The sequence below is a fragment of the Streptococcus sp. CL8.13 genome (genome assembly GCF_049737895.1).
On the sequence record NZ_JBKOTT010000148.1, the window covers coordinates 1 to 1,314 of the forward strand.

General features: G+C 41.6%; 1 protein-coding gene and 1 pseudogene. Both read right to left on the bottom strand.

Translation table 11 applies throughout. From position 1 onward, the window contains the following. A pseudogene (locus ACLNCN_RS04855) lies at positions 1–407 on the bottom strand (CTP synthase); the annotation flags it as partial. A 341-nt stretch (positions 408–748) separates the two neighbouring features. Further along, the coding region (gene rpoE / locus ACLNCN_RS04860; protein WP_424844745.1) for a DNA-directed RNA polymerase subunit delta at positions 749–1,314 on the bottom strand (566 nt) is incomplete at its 5' end.

Here is a 1,314-nt window from a genome sequence, read left to right on the forward strand (position 1 = left end):
GAATCAGTCGTTAAAGCGGCACGCTTGATTTTTTCTTTCAAAGCATCTGTGATATGAGGAATAACCTGAACAGTTGCCCCAAGGTATTCTCCACGGCGTTCTTTACGAAGAACTTCACTGTAAATTTTACCAGTTGTCACGTTGGAATATTTGTTGAGATTGATATCGATGAAACGTTCATAGTGACCCAAGTCCAAATCTGTCTCAGCTCCGTCATCTGTCACAAAAACTTCCCCGTGCTGGTAAGGGCTCATAGTTCCCGGATCGATATTGATATAAGGGTCAAACTTTTGAATGGTTACTTTGAGACCACGATTTTTCAAGAGACGGCCCAGACTCGCTGCCACAATCCCTTTCCCAATAGACGATACCACACCACCAGTTACAAAAATATATTTCGTTGACATAGATTCCTCTTTCTAAAATGCTCAAGGTCTTGCTGACTACGAGGGGACATAGAAAACAAGACCCTATTAATAAGAATAATCTGGGATGACTGCACCAGATTCACAACAAATACTCTTCGAAAATCTCTTCAAACCGCGTCAACGTCGCCTTGCCGTACGCAAGTACAGCCTGCGGCTAGTTTCCTAGTTTGCTCTTTGATTTTCATTGAGTATAAAATACAAGAAGATAACTTCTTGAAAAAACAAAAATAGCTCCCTAAGAACTAGGGAGCCCCGACCTCTAAAAGAGGTGCCCGAACAATATGATACCTAAAAATAAGATAATTGTCAACAGCTAACTTTTATTCCTCGATGTTTTCAGAATCATCGTCTGAAAACTCGTCGTCGTCTTCGTTGAGATCCACGTCTTCACCCAAGTCATCAGGAGCGATTTCGTTGATTTCTGCATCGTAAGCTTCCACTTCATTTTTCTCATCATCTGGATTTTCATCATCGTATGAAAGAGCTGGATCTGCTTCGTATGCATCTTCATCTTCTGGATCATCTGCATTGTAGTCAATAGCATCTGAATCGCCATCCATGAAGGCATTGACACGTTTTTTCTTAGCTTTTGGTGCCACTTCATCGTCGTCATTTTCTTCAAGAGCAATGATTTCTTCGTCGATTTCGTCTACACCATACCATGAACGAAGCCCCCATTTGTTGTCTCCAAGTGAGATGAAGCTACCGTCAAAGTTCAACTCTGTGTAGAACAAAGGCAAGGCTTCGCGGATATCGCTGTTTGATGTTCCAAGGTAGTTTTGAATTTCGTTTACAAGATCGCTAAAATGCATCTCATGATCACGACCACGAAGTTCCAAGATAGCACGCGCTACCTCAATCATAGATAGTTCACTTTTTTCTTGCC